Here is a 515-nt window from a genome sequence, read left to right on the forward strand (position 1 = left end):
GATGCGGTGCTGGCCACCAACACCTCCTATCTCGACCCGCGCCTGATCGCCGAGGGCGTGACGAACCCCGGCCGCTTCATCGGCCTGCACTTCTTCAGCCCCGCCAATGTGATGCGGCTTCTGGAGATCGTGCCGGTGCCGGACAGCTCGGACCGGACGCTGGCCACGGGCTTTGCCCTGGCCCGGATGCTGAACAAGATCCCCGTGCAATCGGGCATCTGCGAGGGCTTCATCGGCAACCGCATCCTCAAGCGCTATCGCGCCGGCGCCGAGGCCCTGGTGGGCCAAGGCATCCCCATCGCCGAGATCGACGCGGCCATGCGCGGATACGGCTTCGCCATGGGTCCCTTCGAGGCCCAGGACCTGGGCGGGCTCGACATCGCCCATCTGCAGCGCGAAGGGGCGCGGGCGGCGGGCCGGGACGTGCCCGAGACGCTGGGCGACATCCTGGTGCGCGCGGGCCGCAAGGGCCAGAAGACCGGCGGCGGCTGGTACGACTATGCCCCGGGCGAGCG

General features: G+C 70.5%; 1 protein-coding gene. It reads left to right on the plus strand.

Annotation, left to right across the window (positions count from 1 at the left end):
- On the plus strand, positions 1–515 hold a 515-nt coding region (locus CK944_RS22585; protein ID WP_146038791.1), incomplete at both ends, for a 3-hydroxyacyl-CoA dehydrogenase family protein.

Origin of the sequence: Paracoccus sp. SY (genome assembly GCF_002901215.1) — a bacterium.
Lineage (GTDB): Bacteria > Pseudomonadota > Alphaproteobacteria > Rhodobacterales > Rhodobacteraceae > Paracoccus > Paracoccus acridae.